The organism is Streptomyces alkaliterrae, from assembly GCF_007097205.2.
Lineage (GTDB): Bacteria > Actinomycetota > Actinomycetes > Streptomycetales > Streptomycetaceae > Streptomyces > Streptomyces alkaliterrae.
Genome location: NZ_VJYK02000392.1, coordinates 1 through 4,252 on the forward strand (window position 1 = coordinate 1; position 4,252 = coordinate 4,252).

A 4,252-nucleotide genomic window follows, 5' to 3' on the forward strand; every position below is an offset into this window, starting at 1 on the left:
GTCCCCGACACCCACCGGGCACTCCCCGCCCGGGACCGAAACACCATCGGAGCTCTGCGATGAGTGATGTGATCACAGCGGACCTGGTCGACCTCGACCTCGCCGCCCCAGACAAGGACGCCGTCGTTCGCCAACTGGCCGAGCGCATGGTCGCCGCCGGCCGCGTCACCGACCTCGACGGCTTCCTCGCCGACGTGGCGGCCCGCGAGGCCCAGATGCCGACCGGCCTGGAAGGCGGCATCGGTATCCCGCACTGCCGTAGTGAGCACGCGACAGAGCCCACGCTCGCCTTCGGCCGGCCGCGACAGCCCGTCGACTTCGGCGCGACGGACGGCCCGGCGGACCTGGTCTTCCTCATCGCCGCACCGGCGGGCGCCGACAGCGACCACCTGACGATCCTCTCCGGGCTCGCGCGCGAACTGATGAACGCGGGCTTCACCGCCGCCCTGCGGGCCGCCGAGGACCCGGCCGTCGCCGCCGCCCTCATCCGCGGCGACAGCCGGCCGTCCGACGCCCCGCAGACGGCGGACGCCGCGGGAGGTCCGGACGCCGTCGGAACGGCCGCCGAAGGCCCGGACGCCGAGAGCCCCGCCGTCGAAGGCCCGGCCACTGAGAGCCCGGCCGCCGAGAGCCCGGCCACTGAGAGCCCGGCCGCCGAAGGGTCGGCCGCCGGAGGTCCGGACGGCGGCGAGCAAACGGCGGACGACAGGAACGGCGGTTCCTTCCGGGTCGTCGCCGTCACCTCCTGCCCCACGGGTATCGCCCACACGTACATGGCCGCCGAGGCGCTGGAGAACGCCGCTGCCCGTGCCGGCGTCCGTCTGGACGTAGAGACGCAGGGCTCCGCCGGCTTCCGACGTCTCGACCCCGAGGTGATCAACGCCGCCGACGGCGTGATCCTCGCGCACGACGTGGAGGTACGAGACCGTGGACGGTTCGGCGGCAAACCGACTGTGGACGTCGGGGTCAAGGCCGCGATCAACCGGCCGGACGAGCTGCTGGACGAGGTGCGACGCAAGGCCGAACGCGGTGAGACCGCGGCTCCGGCGACCTCGGCGGCCCCGATGGACGCCGGAAGCCCGGCGGGTGAGGGCTTCGGCAGCCGATTGCGCCGGTATCTGATGACCGGCATCAGCCACATGATCCCCTTCGTCGCCGCGGGCGGGCTTCTCATCGCGCTCTCCTTCGCGCTCGGCGGTTACGAGATCACCGACGCCCCCTCGGTGGTCGACAGCTTCAGTTGGCTGGAAACGAGCAGTTGGGCGGCGCTCTTCTTCCAGATCGGCGTGGCCGCGTTCGGGTTCCTGGTGCCCGTACTGGCCGGCTACATCGCCTACGGGATGGCCGACCGGCCGGGCCTGGCACCCGGCTTTGTCGGAGGTGCCATCGCCCTGTCCATCGAGGCGGGCTTCCTCGGTGGCCTGGCCGCCGGTCTACTGGCCGGCGGGGTCGTCCGATTGATCCAACGGGTGCGCATACCCGACGTGCTGCGCGGTGTGATGCCGGTGGTGGTCATTCCGCTGGTGGCCTCCGCGGTGGTCGGTCTGCTGATGTTCGTGGTGGTCGGCAAGCCGATCGCCGTCGCCCAGAGCGGCCTCACCGACTGGCTCGCCGGTCTCAGCGGCGCCAACGCCGTCCTTCTCGGCGCGCTGCTCGGCCTGATGATGTGCACCGACCTGGGCGGCCCGGTCAACAAGGTCGCCTACGCCTTCGCGACCGGTGGCATCGCCGTGGCGGCACCGAGCGAGGGCGCACTGAAGGTCATGGCGGCGGTCATGGCCGCCGGCATGGTGCCGCCGTTGGCCATGGCCCTCGCCACCGTCGTGCGCGCCCGCCTCTTCACCCCCGCCGAGCGGGAGAACGGCAAGGCGGCGTGGGTGCTCGGCGCCTCCTTCATCACCGAGGGAGCGATTCCGTTCGCAGCGGCGGACCCGCTGCGGGTCATCCCGTCGGCCATGGCGGGCGGCGCCCTGACGGGCGCGCTGAGCATGGCTTTCGGCTCGACGCTTCGCGCTCCGCACGGCGGCGCCTTTGTGGTGCCGCTGATCGGCGGGCCACTGCTCTACCTGGTCGCCATCGCCGCCGGCACGCTCGTCACCACCGGCCTGGTGGTCGCCCTGAAGAGCGCGCGGCGGCCGGGCACGACGGTTGACACCGTCCCGCCGGCCGCCGACCGCGGTGAGGTCGGCGTCACGACGGGCTGACGATCGGCGCAGCGCCCGGCCCACTGGCGAGGGGGCCGGGCGGCGTCGGGTCCGGAGGAAGGTCCGGCGGCGTGTCCGGCGAGGGCAGGACCCCGTTCGCCCCCGTTCACCAGCGCTCGTAGAGCTCCCGGTAGCCGGGGAAGTGGCCGCCGGGCCCCTTCACCGTCTCAGCGGCGAGCACCGCCTTGACCACCGCGCGGGTCAGCACGTCCGCTCCGGCGGCGTACACCTGGTTCAAAGCGGCCATCTCGGCCTCCTCCCGGCCACCGGGCAGCACTCCGGTCACCGGCCGGGCGCCGGTGGCCATCGCGAACACGGTGTCGCCGTCGTGCAGGAGATGTACCGGGCTGACCGCCCTGGCCAACCCGTCATGGGCCGTGCCGGCCAACTTCTGCGCCTGCGCCTTGCCGAGCGCGGCGTCCGTCGCCACGACCGCGAGCGTCGTGTTCAGCGGGGGAGGACCGGAGGTCTCCCGCGCCTCGGCCAGCAGACGCAGCGCCCGCTGGTGGCGTTCGGCCGACGGCAGCACCGGCCTGCCCGTGTACAACTCCCCGTAGAGAGCGCCCGTGTCCGGAGCGAGGACCGAGCCGACGGCGTTCACCGCGGCGATCGCCGCCACCGTCACCCCGGACGCCAGTACCGTCGAAGCACCTGCCACACCTCCCTTCAGTCCGCCGACGACCGCGCCCGTGCCCGCGCCGACGTTTCCCTCACGCTGTTCGTCACCGCCGCGCCACGCGCTTTCGGCGGCGGCCCTGCCGAGGGTCGCGTCCGGCCGGGCCGTCCATTCCCCGCCGCGTCCCAGGTCGAAGAGGCAGGCGGCGGGTACGACCGGGACGACCTGGTGCTCGGCCGGGCCCACTCGGACGCCCCGCCCCTGCTCCTCCAGCCACGCCATCACACCCGACGCCGCGTCCAGCCCGAAGGCGCTGCCGCCACTGAGCACCACGGCTTCAACCCGCTGAACGAGGTTGCGCGGGTCGAGCGCGTCGGTCTCCCGGGTGCCGGGCCCTCCTCCTCGGACGTCGACGGCCGCGACCGCGCCGCCCTCGGGCGCCAGGACCACGGTCGTACCGGTCAACCAGCCGTCACCGACACGTTCGGCATGACCGACGCGCATTCCGGGTACAGCCGTCAGGGTGTCAGGGGTCGTCTTCCCGATGTCTGCTGTCACCCGGCCATGCGTACCAGGTGCCGCCGCCCGCCGCGAGAGGTGAATCGGTCGGCCCGCGAGCATCCGTCCGGCGCTCCCGCCGCGTCCGGCGCGGGGTTTCGGGGACAGCGGTACGAAGGGCAAGCGCGCGGCGTAGAGCGTTTGTTGATCGGACGTTCATCGCTCCGTCGGACGCTGGGGGCATGTCGGCCGATCAGTCCAACGAACCCGCCCAGGACCCGAGGTTTCCCACTCCGCCGGAGCCCGGCGCCGAGTTCGTCCACCTCCAGTTGCTGTCCCGCGCCCGACAGGCGACCCGCGTGCTGGAGCAACTCGGGGTGAAACGGGGCGACAGGGTGGCAGTGCTGCTGCCCATGGCGCCCGAGTCCGTCGTGGCCACTATGGCCTGCGGCCGGGTCGACGCCACCAGGGTCACCCTGCCCATCGGAGAGCCGGCCGGACTGCTGCGCAACCGGATCAGGGAGAGCGGGGCGCGGGTGGTCATCACAGCGGACAGCTGCCACCACGGCGAGCGGCGGTACGCCGCCAAGCACCACGTGGATCGTGCGCTTGTCGGCGTTGACCGCGTGCGGTCGGTGCTGGTGGTGCACCGGATGCCCGGGCCGGTGCCGTGGCATCCGGATCGCGACCTCTGGTGGCACGAGGCCCTCGATACCCTGGGAGCATGACTTCCCCGGCAGACCAGCCCGATTCCGGGCGCAAGCCCGCCATGCTGCACTTCGGCGATCCGCTGGGCGAGCAGTCCGCCGACGACACGGACCGCGGGTGGGGCGAGCGGCCGGGGTCGGAGAGCGATGGCGCGGCGGATCTGGCCCGGTTCCTCGACGAGAAGCCACCGCACCACATCTGATCACTTCCCCGGCCCGCTCCCAAC

4 protein-coding genes are annotated in these 4,252 nt (G+C 72.9%); 3 read left to right on the plus strand and 1 reads right to left on the minus strand.

The window, feature by feature from the left end:
* Positions 1-59: 59 nt before the first annotated feature.
* On the plus strand, positions 60-2,204 hold the full coding sequence (locus tag FNX44_RS24365) for a PTS fructose transporter subunit IIABC (RefSeq protein ID WP_143651126.1): 2,145 nt from the start codon (positions 60-62) through the stop codon (positions 2,202-2,204).
* Positions 2,205-2,310: 106 nt separating this feature from the next.
* Here FNX44_RS24365 and FNX44_RS24370 read toward each other — a convergent pair whose 3' ends face one another.
* Positions 2,311-3,441, minus strand: coding sequence for a P1 family peptidase (locus FNX44_RS24370; RefSeq protein WP_143651128.1), 1,131 nt, complete (start codon positions 3,439-3,441; stop codon positions 2,311-2,313).
* 119 nt (positions 3,442-3,560) lie between these two features.
* Between FNX44_RS24370 and FNX44_RS24375 the strand changes: the two genes are divergently transcribed.
* Positions 3,561-4,046: an AMP-binding protein gene (locus tag FNX44_RS24375; protein ID WP_143651130.1), complete on the plus strand. Its 486-nt coding sequence runs from the start codon at positions 3,561-3,563 to the stop codon at positions 4,044-4,046.
* On the plus strand, positions 4,043-4,228 hold the full coding sequence (locus tag FNX44_RS24380) for a hypothetical protein (protein ID WP_143651132.1): 186 nt from the start codon (positions 4,043-4,045) through the stop codon (positions 4,226-4,228). Before FNX44_RS24375 ends, FNX44_RS24380 begins: the two co-directional genes overlap by 4 nt.
* The last annotated feature ends 24 nt before the right edge of the window (positions 4,229-4,252 follow it).